The sequence below is a fragment of the Klebsiella michiganensis genome (assembly GCF_002925905.1).
Taxonomy (GTDB): Bacteria; Pseudomonadota; Gammaproteobacteria; order Enterobacterales; family Enterobacteriaceae; genus Klebsiella; species Klebsiella michiganensis.
In genome coordinates this window covers 201,052-217,578 of sequence record NZ_PRDB01000001.1, presented here as the reverse complement: position 1 = coordinate 217,578, position 16,527 = coordinate 201,052, and the positions used below count along the sequence as shown (strand labels likewise).

Below are 16,527 nucleotides of genomic sequence, written 5' to 3'. Positions count from 1 at the left end.
TAGTACTACAAAGTTGCGGTTAAAACCGTCTGTCGCGGTAAAGTAGAGAGACATCCAGAGCACAAGGACTTTCCATGACTCTCAATAAAACCGATCGCATCGTCATCACGCTGGGCAAGCAGATTGTCAGCGGCAAATACGTTCCCGGCTCTGCGCTGCCCGCGGAAGCCGACCTGTGTGAGGAGTTTGCCACCTCGCGCAATATCATTCGCGAAGTGTTCCGTTCGTTGATGGCTAAGCGGCTGATTGAAATGAAGCGCTATCGCGGCGCGTTCGTTACCCCGCGCAACCAGTGGAATTATCTCGACACCGACGTTTTACAGTGGGTATTGGAGAGTGATTACGACCCGCGGCTGATTAGCGCGATGAGCGAGGTACGTAACCTGGTTGAACCCGCGATCGCCCGCTGGGCGGCAGAGCGCGCGACGTCGAGCGACCTGGCGCAAATAGAAGACGCGCTCAACGACATGATCGCCAATAACCAGGACAGGGAAGCGTTTAACGAAGCGGATATTCGCTATCACGAGGCGGTGCTGCAGTCGGTGCATAACCCGGTTCTGCAGCAGCTCAACGTGGCGATCAGCTCGCTACAGCGGGCGGTATTTGAAAGAACGTGGATGGGCGATGAGGCCAATATGCCGAAAACGCTCCAGGAACATAAGGCGCTGTTTGACGCCATCCGGCATCAGGACAGCGAAGCGGCGGAGCAGGCGGCGCTCACCATGATCGCCAGCTCGACACGAAGGTTAAAGGAAATCACATGACATCTCGCTACATCGCAATTGACTGGGGATCGACCAACCTGCGCGCCTGGCTCTATCAGGGCGAACGGTGCCTGGAGAGCAGGCAATCGGAAGCAGGCGTCACGCGTCTGAACGGACACTCCCCCGCCGCGGTGTTTAGCGAAATAACCCGGGGCTGGCGCGACGGCGCGACCCCGGCGGTGATGGCAGGAATGGTCGGCAGTAACGTCGGCTGGCAGGCGGTACCCTACTTGCCGGTTCCCGTTCATTTCTCCGCCATTGGTGAACAATTAACTGCCGTTAGCGACAACGTCTGGATTATTCCCGGACTCAGCGTCTCTCGCGACGATAACCATAATGTGATGCGCGGCGAAGAGACTCAGCTCCTCGGCGCGCGGGCGATAGCCCCTTCTTCCGTCTACGTGATGCCCGGCACCCACTGCAAATGGGTGCAGGCAGACCGCCAACAAATTAACGACTTTCGCACGGTGATGACCGGCGAACTGCATCACCTGCTGCTGCGCCACTCGCTGGTCGGCGCCGGGTTACCGGAGCAGGTCTCCGCGCCTGACGCGTTTAACGCCGGGCTTGAGCGCGGCCTGCATTCGCCAGACATCCTGCCGCAGCTTTTTGAGGTTCGCGCTTCACACGTGCTGGGTTCGCTGCCGCGCGCGCATGTTGGCGAGTTTCTGTCGGGACTGCTGATTGGTGCGGAAGTCGCCACCCTGAGCCAACGCTTTCGCGACCAGCAGGTCACCATTGTCGCCGGCGAGGCGCTGGCGAACCGCTATCAGCAGGCCCTGAGCGCCATTGGCCGTCAGACCACCGTGGTGTCGGGCGACAACGCATTTCAGACAGGAATAAGGAGCATCATCCATGCAGTGGCAAACTAACTTACCGCTTATCGCTATCCTGCGCGGGATTACGCCGGAAGAGGCGCTGGCGCACGTGGGGGCGGCGATCGACGCCGGCTTCGACGCCGTTGAAATTCCGCTTAACTCACCGCAGTGGGAAAAGAGTATTCCCGCCGTTGTTGAGGCTTATGGTGATAAGGCGCTGATTGGCGCGGGCACCGTGCTTAATGCAGAGCGGGTGGACCAGCTTGCCCTAATGGGCTGCAGGCTTATCGTCACGCCCAATATTCAGCCCGAGGTCATTCGCCGAGCGGTGAGCTACGGCATGACGGTTTGTCCCGGATGCGCGACGGCGACGGAAGCGTTCGCCGCGCTGGACGCCGGGGCTCAGGCGTTGAAAGTCTTCCCATCTTCGGCTTTTGGCCCTGACTACATCAAAGCGCTAAAGGCCGTTTTGCCGCCGGAGGTGCCCGTTTTTGCGGTGGGCGGCGTGACGCCGGAAAATCTGGCGCAGTGGATAAACGCAGGCTGTACCGGTGCCGGGCTGGGCAGCGATCTCTATCGCGCTGGCCAATCCGTAGAGCGTACCCAACGGCAGGCGGCAGCATTTGTTAAAGCGTATCGAGAGGCAGTGCAATGAAAATAACCAAACTCACCACGTATCGTTTACCCCCGCGCTGGATGTTTCTAAAAATTGAAACCGACGAAGGCGTGGTTGGCTGGGGCGAGCCCGTGATTGAAGGGCGCGCGCGCACCGTAGAGGCGGCGGTGCATGAGCTCGGCGAATATCTCATAGGCCAGGATCCGGCGCGGATTAACGACCTGTGGCAGGTGATGTACCGCGCGGGCTTTTACCGCGGCGGCCCGATTTTAATGAGCGCCATCGCCGGTATCGACCAGGCGCTGTGGGATATTAAAGGCAAAGTGCTGAACGCGCCGGTCTGGCAGCTAATGGGCGGCCTGGTGCGTGACAAAATTAAAGCCTACAGCTGGGTTGGCGGCGACCGTCCGGCAGAGGTGATTGATGGCATCAAGAAGCTGCGCGGTATTGGTTTTGATACCTTCAAATTAAACGGCTGCGAAGAGCTGGGGCTGATCGATAATTCTCGCGCGGTGGATGCGGCGGTGAATACCGTGGCGCAAATTCGCGAAGCGTTCGGCAATGAAATTGAGTTCGGTCTCGATTTTCACGGCCGCGTTAGCGCGCCAATGGCGAAGGTGCTGATTAAAGAGCTGGAGCAATATCGCCCGCTGTTTATTGAAGAGCCGGTTCTTGCCGAGCAGGCGGAATATTATCCGCGGCTGGCGGCGCAAACCTCGATTCCTATCGCGGCGGGCGAACGCATGTTCTCGCGCTTCGAGTTTAAACGCGTGCTGGAAGCCGGTGGGCTGGCCATTCTCCAACCCGATCTGTCGCACGCGGGCGGTATTACCGAGTGCTATAAAATCGCCGGAATGGCCGAAGCCTACGACGTGGCGCTGGCGCCGCACTGCCCGCTGGGGCCTGTTGCGCTTGCCGCCTGCCTGCACGTCGATTTTGTCTCCTATAACGCCGTCTTCCAGGAGCAAAGTATGGGCATTCACTATAACAAGGGCGCGGAATTACTCGACTTTGTGAAAAATAAAGACGACTTCAATATGGAAGGCGGTTTCTTTAAACCATTAATGAAGCCCGGGCTTGGCGTAGAAATCGATGAAGCGCGGGTCATTGAATTAAGTCAGAATGCGCCGGACTGGCGTAATCCGTTGTGGCGGCATGAGGATGGTAGCGTCGCGGAATGGTAAATGCTCTTCATATTTCACGCCACAGGTGCGTTGGCTGCGATTGCCGCACCCCGGTCACTTACTAATGTAAGCTCCCGGGGATTTGCAATCTTGCCGCCTTCCTGCAACGTGAACTATTTAGAGCATTCGTAAGCAAAAATATAAATTTTAAACACACCCTCTGTAAATTACCGGGCATGGTGAGCGGCCTCGCTATGCCCAAAATCTGGAGACAGATTGCGATGGATATTTCAGTTACAGCTGCAAAACCCGGGCGTCGTCGTTATTTGACGCTGATTATGATCTTTATTACCGTGGTGATTTGTTATGTTGATCGCGCCAACCTTGCGGTGGCATCGGCGCATATTCAGGAAGAGTTTGGTATTACCAAAGCGGAAATGGGATATGTATTTTCCGCCTTCGCGTGGCTGTATACGCTTTGCCAGATTCCCGGCGGTTGGTTCCTTGACCGCGTGGGCTCGAGGCTGACCTACTTTATCGCTATTTTTGGCTGGTCGGTGGCGACGCTACTGCAGGGATTTGCCACGGGGCTGATGTCGTTGATTGGCCTGCGCGCGATTACCGGGATATTTGAAGCGCCGGCGTTTCCCACCAATAATCGCATGGTGACCAGCTGGTTTCCGGAGCACGAGCGCGCATCAGCCGTCGGTTTTTACACCTCAGGCCAGTTTGTCGGGCTGGCATTCCTGACCCCGCTATTAATCTGGATTCAGGAAATGCTGAGCTGGCACTGGGTATTTATCGTTACCGGCGCTATCGGGATCGTATGGTCACTGATTTGGATTAAGGTTTATCAGCCGCCGCGTCTGACGAAAAGCATCAGCAAAGCCGAGCTGGATTATATTCGCGACGGCGGTGGTCTGGTGGACGGCGATGCGCCCGTTAAAAAAGAGGCGCGGCAGCCGCTGACCAAAGCCGACTGGAAGCTGGTATTCCATCGCAAACTGATTGGCGTTTACCTTGGGCAGTTTGCCGTGACCTCGACGCTGTGGTTCTTCCTGACCTGGTTCCCCAACTATCTGACCCAGGAAAAGGGGATTACGGCGCTGAAAGCGGGCTTTATGACCACGGTTCCGTTCCTTGCCGCCTTTGTTGGCGTGCTGCTCTCCGGCTGGCTGGCGGACAGGCTGGTGAGAAAAGGTTTCTCATTAGGCGCCGCGCGTAAAACCCCGATTATCTGCGGCCTGCTGATCTCGATCTGCATCATGGGCGCAAACTATACCAACGATCCGGTGTGGATTATGGCCCTGATGGCGCTGGCATTCTTCGGTAACGGCTTCGCTTCCATTACCTGGTCGCTGGTCTCTTCGCTTGCGCCGATGCGGCTTATCGGGTTGACCGGTGGGATGTTTAATTTCGTCGGCGGGCTGGGCGGTATCACCGTCCCGCTGGTGGTGGGCTATCTGGCCCAGGACTATGGTTTTGCTCCTGCACTGGTTTATATTTCCGTTATTGCGCTGGTGGGCGCGCTCTCTTACATCCTGCTGGTGGGGGATGTCAAACGAGTAGGGTGACTGCTCCCCGCCCGCATTGGGCCAGGGTTTACGGGGTATTTGCTAATCCATTGCGATACGATACCCTGATGCGAAAGTCTCGCATCAGGGTATGTTTATGAAACAAGTCACCTTTGCTCCCCGTCATCATCAGCTTACCAACACGCGCGCCTGGACGGCGGACAGCCGGTGGCTGGTCTTTGACGTTCGTCCCTCTGGCGCCTCTTTTACCGGCGAAACCATCGAGCGGGTGAATGTCGAGACGGGAGAGGTTGAGATCCTCTACCGTGCCGGACAGTGCGCGTACGTTGGCGTGGTGACCGTTCATCCATCGATAGATAAATATGTCTTCATCCACGGGCCGGAAAACCCTGACGAGCGCTGGCATTACGATTTCCACCATCGTCGCGGCGTGGTCTCCTGGCAGGGCGAAACGCACAACCTCGATGCGATGGATATTTCCGCCCCCTATACTCCCGGCGCGCTGCGCGGCGGCAGCCATGTGCATGTCTTCAGCCCGAACGGCGAATTTGTCAGCTTTACCTATAACGACCACGTGCTGCATGAACGCGATCCGGCGCTGGATTTGCGCAACGTTGGCGTGGCGGTTCCCTATGGCCCGGTAGTACCACGTGGGGATCATCCACGAGAATACGGCGGCAGCCACTGGTGCGTGCTGGTCAGCCGCACAACGCCGACTCCCGCGCCGGGCAGCGACGAGATTAATCGCGCCTATGAAGAGGGCTGGGTGGGCAACCGGGCGCTGGCGTTTATTGGCGATACGCTGGCGGTAAATGGCGACAAAGTGCCGGAGCTATTTATTGTCGAGCTGCCGGAGAGCGAACAGGGCTGGAAGCAGTCTGGCGATGCGCCATTGGCAGGAACGGAAACCACGATGCCGGCTCCCCCTGCCGGCGTTGTTCAGCGTCGCTTAACGTTTACCCACCAACGCCGTTACCCGGGACTAGTGAATACGCCGCGTCATTGGGTGCGCGCTAATCCGTCGGCAACGGACATCGCTTTTCTGATGCGCGACGAGGCTGGCGTGGTGCAAATGTGGCTTATCTCGGCGCAGGGAGACAAGCTGCGGCAGCTGACCCACAACCGATCCGATATCCAGTCGGCGTTTAACTGGCATCCGTCAGGAAAATGGCTGGGCTTTGTGCTGGAAAACCGCATCGCGCTTTGTGATGCGCGGAGCGGGGAAATCGACTTTTTGACTGATGAGCATGCCAATCCGCCTTCGGCCGACGCGGTCGTCTTCTCGCCAGACGGCAAACAGCTTGCCTGGATGGAGGAGGTGGACGGTTACCGCCAGCTGTGGGTAACCGCAACGGCGCGCTAAATCAGGGGTTCGGCATTGGCGCTGGCGGGATCACTGCGTTGGTCGCCAGCGTCTCTTTCTCGCTCTTTTCCACGCGCGATTTAACCGAGCTATCGGTGCGGAACATATCCCACGGTAGCAGCAGCGTGTCCATAACGGCCGTGAGCGGCATATCCAGCGCCACCAGGGATTTCGTACCCCAGTTGGCATCGCTATCTCCCAGCATTTGCGCGCTGGCGCGCGTTCCCGGATAGGTTCCTTCCTTACCGCCGGTATGTGACATCACGCTGGAGCAACCGCCTAAACTTATCATCCCGCTAAACAGGACCAGCTTTAACAGACCGTTTTTCATCATTTTTCCGTCATCGTTACGGGCGTTGATAGAACCTTCTATGTACAAAATCATGCAGGGCGCAGCCAACAGAGCCGCGGCCTGAAGAATGGCGTACATATCGGTTATATCGGGCCATTCCATGGATGCATAGTGCCATTGCGCCGCACTGTGGCAGGCGTCGCACTTTGCCTTTTGTGCTGTCCCTCCAGTCTAAGCAATAGACCGCAAACTGCAAAAAAAATTGCCCATTTCCCCTTGAAAAGGCCATGGATATACCCATTTTAGGAATGTGTCTCCCGGAGAATACGCCGAATGGGTATTCCGGGTAATAACGGCCTGTCCATGATGGAAGGTCAGATAATTCTCGCTGATTTCAGGAGCTATGTATTATGCGTAATTTCGATCTCTCCCCGCTGTATCGTTCTGCTATTGGTTTCGACCGCCTTTTCAATCTGTTAGAAAATAATCAAAGCCAGAGTAATGGCGGCTATCCTCCGTACAACGTTGAGTTAGTAGACGAGAACAACTACCGCATCGCGATTGCCGTTGCCGGTTTTGCCGAGAGCGAACTGGAAATTACCGCGCAGGATAATCTGCTTATCGTAAAAGGCGCCCATGCCGCCGAGCAGAAAGAGCGCACTTACCTGTATCAGGGCATCGCTGAACGCAATTTTGAGCGTAAATTCCAGCTTGCGGAAAATATTCATATTCGCGGCGCCAACCTGGTAAACGGTCTGCTGTATATCGACCTTGAGCGAGTTATTCCTGAAGCGAATAAGCCGCGCCGTATCGAGATCAACTAATTTGTTGGGCCGCGAAGGCGGCCCGGTATTCATTCAAAAAACTGCCCGCCGTCAGGGGGCAAAGGCGAATCCACAGGATTTGCAGATATCCACTCGCTTCTTAGAAGGAGAAAGACTATGCGTAACTACGATTTATCCCCGCTGCTGCGTCAATGGATCGGTTTTGACAAACTGGCCAACGCGCTACAAACCGCCGGTGAAAGCCAGAGCTTCCCGCCCTATAACATCGAAAAAAGCGACGACAACCACTATCGCATTACCCTTGCGCTGGCCGGTTTCCGTCAGGAAGATTTGGATATCCAGCTTGAAGGCACGCGCCTGACGGTAAAAGGCGCGCCGCAGCAGCCGGAAAAAGAGACCAAATGGCTGCATCAGGGGCTGGTTAACCAGGCGTTTAGCCTGAGCTTCACGCTCGCCGAAAATATGGAAGTCTCCGGGGCAACCTTTACCAACGGCCTGCTGCATATCGATTTGACCCGCAACGAGCCGGAACAGATCGCACCGCAGCGCATCGCCATCAGCGAGCGCCCCGCGTTAGATAGCTAATTAAGCTAACCACCTATAAAGCCCCGATGTTCGGGGCTTTTTTGTGCGTGATACGCATTACTTTGTCCTTTCTTGCTGTGTTCAACAAAATGGTCGTTGGCTGATCCCGTGATTATTGTGCGCCAGGCGGCATACAGCCTGGTGAGTACCGGTCATAATCCTCATTGTGAGTAATGTTATACACAGGGAAGAGACGATGAGTGATATAGCATTGACCGTTAGCGTATTGGCGCTGGTGGCGGTCGTCGGATTGTGGATCGGCAATGTAAAAGTGCGCGGTGTCGGCTTCGGTATCGGAGGCGTGCTGTTTGGCGGTATTATCGTCGGCCACTTTGTGGACCAGGCGGGCATTACGCTCAGCAGCCCTATGCTGCACTTTATTCAGGAATTTGGCCTGATTCTCTTCGTATATACCATCGGTATCCAGGTGGGGCCGGGCTTCTTCGCCTCGCTGCGCGTCTCCGGCCTGCGGCTGAACCTCTTCGCTATTCTGATCGTCATTCTCGGCGGCCTGGTCACCGCGGTCCTGCATAAACTGTTCGATATCCCTCTTCCCGTGGTGCTCGGCATCTTCTCCGGCGCGGTAACCAACACGCCTGCGCTGGGGGCCGGGCAGCAGATCCTGCGCGACCTTGGCGTACCGCTTGATACCGTCGATCAGATGGGGATGAGCTACGCCATGGCCTATCCGTTTGGCATCTGCGGCATTTTGCTGACCATGTGGCTGGTGCGACTGTTTTTCCGCATCAACGTCGAGAAAGAAGCCCAGCAGTTTGACGAGATCAGCGGCAACGGCCACGCGCATCTTCAGACCATCAACGTGCGGGTCGAAAACCCCAACCTGAACAATATGGCGATTCAGGATGTGCCGATGCTTAACAGCGACAAGCTGATCTGCTCGCGCCTCAAGCGCGAGGAGATGCTAATGGTGCCCGCGCCGAATACCCTGATTCAGCTTGGGGACCTGCTGCACCTGGTCGGGCGACCGGAGGATTTACACAATGCCCAGCTGGTGATTGGCAAGGAGGTTTCCACTTCGCTCTCCACGCGCGGTACCGATCTGAAAGTCGAGCGCGTGGTGGTCACTAACGAAAAAGTATTGGGTAAACGCATACGCGATCTGCACTTTAAACAGCGCTATGACGTGGTGATCTCGCGACTCAATCGCGCCGGGGTTGAGCTGGTCGCCAGCAGCCATGCCAGCCTGCAGTTCGGCGATATTCTTAACCTCGTCGGCCGTCCGGAGGCGATTGACGCGGTGGCCGCCGAGCTGGGCAACGCCCAGCAAAAACTGCAGCAGGTGCAGATGCTGCCGGTATTTATCGGTATTGGCCTGGGCGTGCTGCTGGGCTCCATTCCGCTGTTTATTCCGGGGTTCCCGGCGGCGCTGAAGCTGGGCCTGGCAGGGGGGCCGCTGATTATGGCGCTGATCCTCGGGCGTATCGGCAGCATCGGTAAGCTCTACTGGTTTATGCCGCCCAGCGCTAACCTTGCGCTGCGCGAGCTGGGCATTGTGCTGTTTCTCGCGGTGGTTGGCCTGAAATCCGGCGGCGATTTTGTGGCGACGCTGATTGACGGTGATGGCATGAGCTGGATTGTCTACGGCATCTTTATCACCGCTATCCCACTGCTGGCTGTCGGTATTCTGGCGCGGATGCTGGCGAAGATGAACTACCTGACCCTGTGCGGGATGCTGGCCGGTTCAATGACCGACCCGCCCGCGCTGGCCTTTGCCAACAACCTGCATGCCACCAGCGGCGCGGCGGCGCTCTCTTACGCGACCGTTTATCCGCTGGTCATGTTCTTACGTATTATCACGCCGCAGCTACTGGCGGTGCTGTTCTGGGGGATAGGTTAACGGATTCTCCGCCTGGACGCGCCGCAGGTGGTAGTCCACCTGATACTCGCTGGCGTTACGGAACATCACCGAATAGTTAAGAAACTCGCCGCTGTCGCTGTAGGAAAGGGAGGTTATACGCAGCAGCGGCGTCTGCTCCGGCACGTTCATCGACTGCGCCAGCTGCCTGTCCGCCAGCACCGGCGACAGCGTTTCATAGTTGCCGCTAATGGTTATGCCACACTCCTTCTCGATGTAATCGAACTTCGACCCTTCCAGATGCACCAGCGACAGATTGCGAAACAGCTTCACCGGCATATAGCTGTCCTCCAGCATTAGCGGCTTGCCATCGACATAGCGCACCCGGCGCGAGAAGTAGATCCGTTCATCAATTTGTATCCGCAGCAGGCTGGCGATAGCCGGGGGGGCGGGCATCACCTCGAAAACCAATACCCGGCTGACCACCTCTTTACCCTGCTTGCGCAGCACCTCGGCCAGCCCGGTCAGATTGCTGGTTTCATGATGCAGGTCTTTGCGGGCGACGTAGGTGCCGGAGCCGTGCCGACGCACCACCAGTCCCCAGGTGACCAGCAGATCGATGGCTTTGCGGATAGTCATGCGCGCGACGCCGAACTCTTCCGCCAGCTTTTTTTCCCCGGGAAGCGGGCTGCCGACTTCGAAATCGGAGGAGTTGAGACGCAAACGTAATCTGTCGGCGATGGATTTGTAGATCACCAGTAGACCTCTATTCACTCAGTTGAAAACGATGATGCACGGATTATTAGCTTTAAAAATAGAGTTAATACATATGGATAAATACGCTTCGTTACAGAGGCGTAATCAGCGCAATTCAGAATGTCTAATTTTTAATTAAAAAGTAGACAACATTGGCGCAATTAAAACCATGAAAGCGATCACGAATCGTAACGGCGCCGCATGTTGTCGACCGGGCAAATTTCTATTCTCGTTTCAGGCCAGTACAAATAATTACCCTGAATCATTCACCGCGGTACGTGAAGCATGCCGGGTATGGATAAGGCCACTCACCCTATGAGTTGTTATATGAGGATTTTCAAATGCTCAGTCAAATACAACGCTTTGGCGGCGCCATGTTTACCCCGGTTTTACTCTTTCCTTTCGCCGGGATCGTGGTGGGTATCGCCATTATGCTGCGCAACCCGATGTTCGTCGGGGAAGCGCTCACAGCACCCGATAGTTTATTTGCTCAGATCGTTCACATTGTTGAAGAGGGCGGCTGGACCGTCTTTCGTAATATGCCGCTGATTTTCGCCGTCGGTCTGCCGATCGGCCTGGCGAGACAGGCCCAGGGCCGGGCCTGCCTGGCGGTACTGGTCAGCTTCCTCACCTGGAACTACTTCATCAACGCCATGGGGATGACCTGGGGCCACTTCTTCGGCGTCGATTTTTCCGTGGAGCCGACGGCAGGCAGCGGCCTGACGATGATGGCCGGGATTAAAACGCTCGATACCAGCATTATCGGCGCGATCGTTATCTCCGGGCTGGTGACCGCCCTGCATAACCGCTACTTCGATAAACCGCTGCCGGTGTTTCTGGGGATTTTCCAGGGCTCCTCGTTTGTGGTGATTGTCGCCTTCCTGGCGATGATCCCCTGCGCCTGGCTGACCTTGCTGGGCTGGCCAAAAGTGCAGATGGGCATTGAATCGCTGCAGGCCTTCTTACGCTCGGCCGGGGCGCTGGGGGTCTGGGTCTATATTTTCCTTGAGCGCATTCTGATCCCGACCGGTTTACATCACTTTGTCTACGGACCGTTTATTTTCGGCCCGGCGGTAGTGGAAAGCGGTATTCAGGTTTACTGGGCGCAGCATTTACATGAGTTCAGCCAGAGTACCGAGGCGCTGAAAACTCTGTTCCCGGAAGGCGGATTCGCGCTGCACGGTAACTCGAAGGTCTTTGGTTCCGTGGGTATCGCGCTGGCGCTCTACTACACCGCCGCGCCGGAAAATCGCGTGAAAGTCGCCGGTCTGCTGATTCCCGCCACCTTGACCGCCGTACTGGTGGGAATAACCGAGCCGTTAGAGTTTACCTTCCTGTTTATCTCGCCGCTGCTGTTTGCCGTCCATGCGGTGCTGGCGGCCACTATGGCGACGGTGATGTATATCTGCGGCGTGGTAGGCAACTTTGGCGGCGGCCTGCTCGACCAGTTCCTGCCGCAAAACTGGATCCCCATGTTCCACAACCACGCCTCAATGATGTTTATCCAGATAGGTGTTGGCGTGTGCTTCACCGCGCTCTACTTCGTCATCTTCCGCACGTTGATTCTGCGCCTGAACCTGAAAACGCCGGGCCGCGAAGAGAGTGAAATTAAGCTCTATAGCAAAGCGGATTATCAGGCCGCGCGCGGAAAAACCAGCGTTGCGGGGACTACAGATACCAAACTGGGCCAGGCCGCCGGCTTCCTGCAGGCGCTGGGCGGAGCGGGCAATATCGAAAGCATCAATAACTGCGCCACCCGACTGCGCATCGCGCTGGTCGATATGGCGAAGACGCAAAGCGACGACGTCTTTAAAGCGCTGGGCGCCCACGGCGTAGTCCGCCGCGGCAACGGAATTCAGGTCATCGTCGGCCTGCACGTTCCTCAGGTCCGCGACCAGCTAGAAACCCTCATCAAAGATTCTCTACAGACCGAACAAACCACCATGACGGAGGCAGTATCATGAAAAAATTCTCAGTTGTTATCGCAGGCGGCGGCAGTACCTTCACCCCGGGCATCGTGCTGATGCTGTTAGCGAACCAGGATCGCTTCCCGCTGCGGTCGCTGAAATTTTACGACAACGACGGCGCGCGTCAGGAGACCATTGCCGAGGCGTGCAAAGTGATCCTCAAAGAGCAGGCGCCGGAGATCGAGTTCAGCTACACCACTGATCCGCAGGCGGCCTTTACCGACGTTGATTTCGTGATGGCGCATATCCGCGTGGGCAAATATCCGATGCGTGAAAAAGATGAAAAAATTCCGCTGCGCCACGGCGTGCTGGGACAGGAAACCTGCGGCCCTGGCGGTATCGCCTACGGTATGCGCTCCATCGGCGGCGTCCTGGAGCTGGTGGACTATATGGAAAAATATTCGCCGAACGCCTGGATGCTGAACTACTCCAACCCGGCGGCCATTGTGGCGGAAGCGACCCGTCGCCTGCGTCCGAACGCCAGAATTCTCAACATTTGCGATATGCCGATCGGTATCGAAGGGCGGATGGCGCAAATCGTCGGCCTCAAGGACCGCAAGCAGATGCGCGTGCGCTACTATGGGCTGAACCACTTCGGCTGGTGGACCTCGATTGAAGATCTACAGGGTAACGATCTGATGCCGAAACTGCGCGAACATGTGGCGAAATTCGGCTATGTTCCGCCATCAAACGATCCCCATACCGAGGCGAGCTGGAACGACACCTTCGCCAAGGCGAAGGACGTGCAGGCGCTGGATCCGGATACGATGCCGAATACTTACCTTAAGTATTATCTGTTCCCGGACTACGTCGTGGCGCACTCCAATCCGGAACGCACCCGCGCCAACGAGGTGATGGACCACCGTGAGAAAAACGTCTTTAGCGCCTGCCGGGCCATTATTGCCGCGGGCCACTCCTCCGCAGGCGATCTGGAAATTGACGAACACGCGTCCTACATCGTCGATCTGGCGGCGGCGATTGCCTTTAATACTCAGGAACGCATGTTGCTGATTGTGCCAAACAACGGGGCGATTCATAACTTTGACGCCGATGCGATGGTGGAAATTCCGTGCCTGGTTGGCCACAACGGACCGGAGCCGTTGACGGTAGGCGATATTCCCCACTTCCAGAAAGGGATGATGAGCCAGCAGGTTGCGGTGGAAAAACTGGTGGTGGATGCCTGGGAACAGCGTTCTTATCACAAGCTGTGGCAGGCCATTGCGCTGTCGAAAACCGTGCCGAGCGCATCCGTTGCGAAAGCGATTCTTGATGACCTGATTGCGGCCAATAAAGCGTACTGGCCGGAACTGCATTAATCCTGCTGACCGGCAGCCATAGGGTGCCGGTTATTCATTTATCGGCCTGATAGCCCGACTTTATACGGTTATCAGGCCTGAGCTTCCTCTGAAACGGGGCGATTATTAATGCCCTCCGCTTTGGCAGTCAGGTAGAATCGGCGGTATTTTACGCAACCGGGAATCCATCAAGGAGTCATGATGAAAATATCCCGCCTTGGTGAAGCGCCGGATTACCGCTTCTCGCTGGCGAATGAACGTACCTTTCTGGCGTGGATCCGCACTTCGCTTGGCTTTTTAGCCGGTGGCGTCGGCCTGGACCAGCTGGCGCCGGATTTCGCTACGCCGATGATTCGCGAAATTCTGGCGCTGCTGCTGTGCCTGTTTGCCGGCGGTCTGGCGATTTACGGCTATATACGCTGGCTGAGCAACGAAAAGGCGATGCGGCTGAAACAGGATCTTCCCTATACCCGCACGCTGCTGCTGATCAGTATTCTGCTGACCCTCGTCATCGTGGTGGTGATGGCGCTGGTGCTCTATGCCGGATAATCGCCGGGCGCGTCGCGAGAGCGATCCGGGCCTGCAGCCGGAGCGTACGTCGCTGGCCTGGTTTCGCACCCTTTTAGGCTATGGCGCGCTGCTGGCGCTGGCGATTAAGCACCACTGGCATCAGGCGGGGATCGCATTCTGGATTTCGCTGTGCATATTGCCGTTCGCCGCCCTTATCCTCTGGCGCTATACCCGCAGCCGCAATCTGATGAACGTTGAGCAAAGCGATTTTGCTCAGCCGCAGGCGGTTCGTGACAAATTTTTGATCGCATTCGCAGTACTTTCCCTGTCATTGTTGTTTGCTGTAACCCATATACGACAGGTGATTTTGTTTATTAAGGATATGACATGACAGGATGTCAGGCCGATTACGGTGACGATCGGCACTGCGGTAACTGCAAATCGCTGGCGAGCGACCTTCCGGTACAGGAAGTCATTATCGATCGTCAGGCGTGCCAACGCCCCGAGCGTGTCTACCATCAGCTGAGCGCTCAGGGAGCCGTGGCCATCAAGTTTATTCCCCATCTGCAACCTTCCGACGCCCGGCTGTGGGGGGATTTCCTCTGCGCGGTGTTTGCGATTTGGGTTAAAGAAGATGCTAACCGCATCGTCGTGCCGCTGTTTGAGGCCACGCTGCGCGCCTGGCGCGGTGAGTCTGTGCAGTATGCCAACAATCCGCCGGGGCCAGCCTGCGCGGGCTGCGCCTGGCTAAGATTATGCGGTGGGGGCTGCCCGCAGCTGCGTCTGGAGGATGGCTCCAATGCGCTATGCGAAGGATACCGGCAGTTTTATAGCTGGAGCGCTCCCTATATGCGCGTTCTGCGCGATCTACTCAATCAGCACCGTTCGCCGGTTGAGCTTATGCATCTGCTGCGCTAAAAAAATGGCGACGAAAGAGCCTTCGTCGCCATCGTATTGCCCTGGCTGCAGGTTTACCGTCCTTTTGCCAGATACTGCGCCATCTCCTCTTCCGGCACCATGCCGCCGCCGGTTGCCCACACAAGGTGGGTCGCATTGCGCATCTGCCCGGCGGTGAAACCGTGCATCTGCTGATACGCCTGGCTGGCGCAGACCCGCTGCGGCCCGGCCATGCCGGCCAGCGCGGACGGCTCCAGGCGAATCCCCTCTTCCTCGGCTAACCAACCCAACATATCGTACATGGTCTGGTCATCGAGAGAGTAGAACCCATCCAGCAGTCGCTCCATTGCCCGACCCACGAAACCGGAGGCGCGGCCTACCGCCAGACCGTCCGCGGCGGTCAGATTATCAATCCCCAGATCCTGAACCGAAATCTGGTCATGCAGGCCGGTATAAACCCCCAGCAACATGCAAGGGGAGTGGGTCGGTTCGGCGAAGAAGCAGTGGACGTTATCGCCAAACGCCAGCTTCAGGCCAAACGCCACCCCGCCGGGGCCGCCGCCAACGCCGCACGGCAGATAAACAAACAGCGGATGACTGGCGTCCACCACGCGCCCTTCGCGGGCAAACTGCGCTTTTAGCCGCTCGCCGGCCACGGAGTAGCCGAGGAACAGGGTGCGCGAGTTCTCATCATCGATAAAGAAGCAGTTCGGGTCGGACTCGGCGGCTTTACGCCCCTGCTCAACCGCCACGCCGTAATCCTCTTCATACTCCACCACCGTCACGCCGTGGCTGCGCAGTTTGGCCTTTTTCCACGCCCTGGCGTCGGCGGACATATGGACCGTCACCTTGAAGCCGATGCGCGCGCTCATTATGCCAATCGACATCCCCAGGTTGCCGGTGGAGCCAACGGCGATGCTGTACTGGCTGAAGAACGTCCTGAACTCGGGGGTCAGCAGCTTGCGGTAGTCGTCGGCTGTGTTTAACAATCCCGCGTCGATCGCCAGTTTTTCCGCGTGGGTCAGGACTTCATAAATGCCGCCGCGGGCCTTAATCGAGCCGGAAATCGGCAGGTGGCTGTCTTTCTTCAGCAGCAGATCGCCAGCAATGGGCTGACGAAAGGTTTTTTCCAGCCGGGCCTTCATTGCCGGGATGGCCACCAGCTCGGATTCGATAATACCGCCGGTGGCGGCGGTTTCCGGAAAGGCTTCCGCCAGATAGGGCGCAAAACGGTCGAGGCGGGCGTGGGCGTCCTGAACGTCTTCTGTCGTCAGGCCAACGTAGGGTAACCCCTCCGCCAGCGACGTCGTTGACGGGTTAAACCAGGTGGTTTCTTTCAGGGCTATCAGCTCTTCCAGTAGAGGAAACTGGGCGAGTAAAGTGGTCATGTCAGCGTTTTTCATA

At 57.0% G+C, this 16,527-nt stretch carries 17 protein-coding genes and 1 other annotated feature; of the genes, 14 read left to right on the top strand and 3 right to left on the bottom strand.

Annotation, left to right across the window (positions count from 1 at the left end):
- Positions 1-74 precede the first annotated feature (74 nt).
- The 6 genes from dgoR (at position 75) to CDA56_RS01055 (ending at position 6,220) form a co-directional block, all read left to right on the top strand.
- Entirely contained in the window at positions 75-764 is a 690-nt protein-coding gene (dgoR, locus tag CDA56_RS01080) for a D-galactonate utilization transcriptional regulator DgoR (RefSeq protein ID WP_032751803.1), read from the top strand.
- Positions 761-1,636: a 2-dehydro-3-deoxygalactonokinase gene (locus tag CDA56_RS01075; RefSeq protein WP_103815120.1), complete on the top strand. Its 876-nt coding sequence runs from the start codon at positions 761-763 to the stop codon at positions 1,634-1,636. The genes dgoR and CDA56_RS01075 overlap by 4 nt, the downstream gene beginning before the upstream one ends.
- Positions 1,620-2,237 (top strand): 2-dehydro-3-deoxy-6-phosphogalactonate aldolase, encoded by a 618-nt coding sequence (locus tag CDA56_RS01070; RefSeq protein WP_103815122.1) that lies wholly within the window; start codon positions 1,620-1,622, stop codon positions 2,235-2,237. Before CDA56_RS01075 ends, CDA56_RS01070 begins: the two co-directional genes overlap by 17 nt.
- On the top strand, positions 2,234-3,382 hold the full coding sequence (dgoD, locus tag CDA56_RS01065) for a galactonate dehydratase (protein ID WP_025107562.1): 1,149 nt from the start codon (positions 2,234-2,236) through the stop codon (positions 3,380-3,382). The genes CDA56_RS01070 and dgoD overlap by 4 nt, the downstream gene beginning before the upstream one ends.
- Before the next feature lie 176 nt (positions 3,383-3,558).
- Entirely contained in the window at positions 3,559-4,896 is a 1,338-nt protein-coding gene (locus tag CDA56_RS01060) for an MFS transporter (protein WP_103815124.1), read from the top strand.
- 97 nt (positions 4,897-4,993) lie between these two features.
- On the top strand, positions 4,994-6,220 hold the full coding sequence (locus CDA56_RS01055) for a YidR family protein (RefSeq protein WP_103815126.1): 1,227 nt from the start codon (positions 4,994-4,996) through the stop codon (positions 6,218-6,220).
- Position 6,221: 1 nt separating this feature from the next.
- Here the strand turns inward: CDA56_RS01055 and CDA56_RS01050 are convergent, their stop codons facing one another.
- Positions 6,222-6,554, bottom strand: a complete 333-nt coding sequence (locus tag CDA56_RS01050) for a YceK/YidQ family lipoprotein (RefSeq protein WP_025107564.1) — start codon at positions 6,552-6,554, stop codon at positions 6,222-6,224.
- Between the two features lie 300 nt (positions 6,555-6,854).
- Positions 6,855-6,929 (top strand) — a sequence feature (ROSE (Repression Of Heat Shock gene Expression) occurs in the 5'-region of heat shock genes and acts as an RNA thermometer to modulate expression.).
- Here CDA56_RS01050 and ibpA point away from each other — a divergent pair.
- The 3 genes from ibpA to CDA56_RS01035 all read left to right on the top strand — a co-directional run bounded on the left by ibpA (position 6,923) and on the right by CDA56_RS01035 (position 9,740).
- Positions 6,923-7,336, top strand: a complete 414-nt coding sequence (gene ibpA, locus CDA56_RS01045) for a small heat shock chaperone IbpA (protein WP_004126917.1) — start codon at positions 6,923-6,925, stop codon at positions 7,334-7,336. It overlaps the preceding feature by 7 nt.
- 117 nt (positions 7,337-7,453) lie before the next feature.
- A complete protein-coding gene (gene ibpB, locus CDA56_RS01040) occupies positions 7,454-7,882 on the top strand; it encodes a small heat shock chaperone IbpB (RefSeq protein ID WP_014227324.1) in 429 nt (142 codons plus the stop codon).
- Between the two features lie 196 nt (positions 7,883-8,078).
- Positions 8,079-9,740 (top strand): putative transporter, encoded by a 1,662-nt coding sequence (locus CDA56_RS01035; protein WP_004855675.1) that lies wholly within the window; start codon positions 8,079-8,081, stop codon positions 9,738-9,740.
- Here the strand turns inward: CDA56_RS01035 and CDA56_RS01030 are convergent.
- Positions 9,708-10,454: a GntR family transcriptional regulator gene (locus tag CDA56_RS01030; RefSeq protein WP_014227323.1), complete on the bottom strand. Its 747-nt coding sequence runs from the start codon at positions 10,452-10,454 to the stop codon at positions 9,708-9,710. The two genes, CDA56_RS01035 and CDA56_RS01030, sit on opposite strands and share 33 nt — an antisense overlap.
- Before the next feature lie 341 nt (positions 10,455-10,795).
- On the opposite strand from CDA56_RS01030, the gene CDA56_RS01025 reads away from it, so the two are divergent.
- From CDA56_RS01025 to CDA56_RS01005, 5 genes are all read left to right on the top strand, one after another.
- A complete protein-coding gene (locus CDA56_RS01025) occupies positions 10,796-12,418 on the top strand; it encodes an alpha-glucoside-specific PTS transporter subunit IIBC (RefSeq protein WP_103815128.1) in 1,623 nt (540 codons plus the stop codon).
- Positions 12,415-13,737, top strand: a complete 1,323-nt coding sequence (locus tag CDA56_RS01020) for a 6-phospho-alpha-glucosidase (protein ID WP_004855669.1) — start codon at positions 12,415-12,417, stop codon at positions 13,735-13,737. Before CDA56_RS01025 ends, CDA56_RS01020 begins: the two co-directional genes overlap by 4 nt.
- 180 nt (positions 13,738-13,917) lie before the next feature.
- Positions 13,918-14,265 carry a YidH family protein gene (locus tag CDA56_RS01015; protein ID WP_103815131.1) on the top strand — a complete coding sequence of 116 codons (348 nt, stop codon included), beginning with the start codon at positions 13,918-13,920 and terminating at the stop codon, positions 14,263-14,265.
- A complete protein-coding gene (locus CDA56_RS01010) occupies positions 14,255-14,617 on the top strand; it encodes a DUF202 domain-containing protein (protein ID WP_014227322.1) in 363 nt (120 codons plus the stop codon). The genes CDA56_RS01015 and CDA56_RS01010 overlap by 11 nt, the downstream gene beginning before the upstream one ends.
- Positions 14,614-15,144, top strand: a complete 531-nt coding sequence (locus CDA56_RS01005; protein ID WP_004855659.1) for a radical SAM protein — start codon at positions 14,614-14,616, stop codon at positions 15,142-15,144. Before CDA56_RS01010 ends, CDA56_RS01005 begins: the two co-directional genes overlap by 4 nt.
- A 53-nt stretch (positions 15,145-15,197) precedes the next feature.
- Here CDA56_RS01005 and dsdA read toward each other — a convergent pair whose 3' ends face one another.
- Entirely contained in the window at positions 15,198-16,526 is a 1,329-nt protein-coding gene (dsdA, locus tag CDA56_RS01000) for a D-serine ammonia-lyase (RefSeq protein WP_014227321.1), read from the bottom strand.
- Position 16,527 lies beyond the last annotated feature (1 nt).